This is a genomic window from Rhodococcus sp. IEGM 1318 (assembly GCF_033142465.1).
Classification (GTDB): Bacteria; Actinomycetota; Actinomycetes; order Mycobacteriales; family Mycobacteriaceae; genus Rhodococcus_F; species Rhodococcus_F qingshengii_B.
The window spans coordinates 1-687 of record NZ_JAWLSC010000057.1 but is presented as its reverse complement, the minus strand read 5'-3'; the positions used below and the strand labels follow the sequence as shown (position 1 = coordinate 687).

Sequence of the window (687 nt, the reverse complement as noted above, 5' to 3'; positions counted from 1 at the left end):
TTGTGTGTTGTTTGAGAACTGCACAGTGGACGCGAGCATCTTTGTTGTAAGTAATGAAGAGCGTACGGTGGATGCCTTGGCACCAGGAGCCGATGAAGGACGTAGGAGGCTGCGATAAGCCTCGGGGAGCTGTCAACCGAGCTGTGATCCGAGGATGTCCGAATGGGGAAACCCAGCACGAGTGATGTCGTGTTACCCGCGCCTGAATATATAGGGCGTGTGGAGGGAACGTGGGGAAGTGAAACATCTCAGTACCCACAGGAAGAGAAAACAACCGTGATTCCGTGAGTAGTGGCGAGCGAAAGCGGAAGAGGCTAAACCATGTGCATGTGATACCCGGCAGGGGTTGTGTGCGTGGGGTTGTGGGGTTCATTTTGTCAATGCTGCCGTGTTGGCCAACAGTAAGAAATCACAGGGTTAGTGGAAGTGGTCTGGAACGGCCTGTCGTAGAGGGTGAGAATCCCGTACACGAAAACTTTGTGACTGTTGTAATGGAAACCCAAGTAGCACCGGGCCCGTGAAATCTGGTGTGAATCTGTCGGGACCACCCGATAAGCCTGAATACTCCCTGGTGACCGATAGCGGACTAGTACCGTGAGGGAAAGGTGAAAAGTACCCCGGGAGGGGAGTGAAATAGTACCTGAAACCGTGCGCTTACAATCCGTCAGAGCCTTCGAACAGACTTGT

Annotated in this window: 1 rRNA gene; it reads left to right on the top strand. The window is 53.1% G+C overall.

What is annotated here, in order from left to right:
* Positions 1-44: 44 nt before the first annotated feature.
* A 23S ribosomal RNA gene (locus R4P65_RS33045) occupies positions 45-687 on the top strand; the annotation flags it as partial.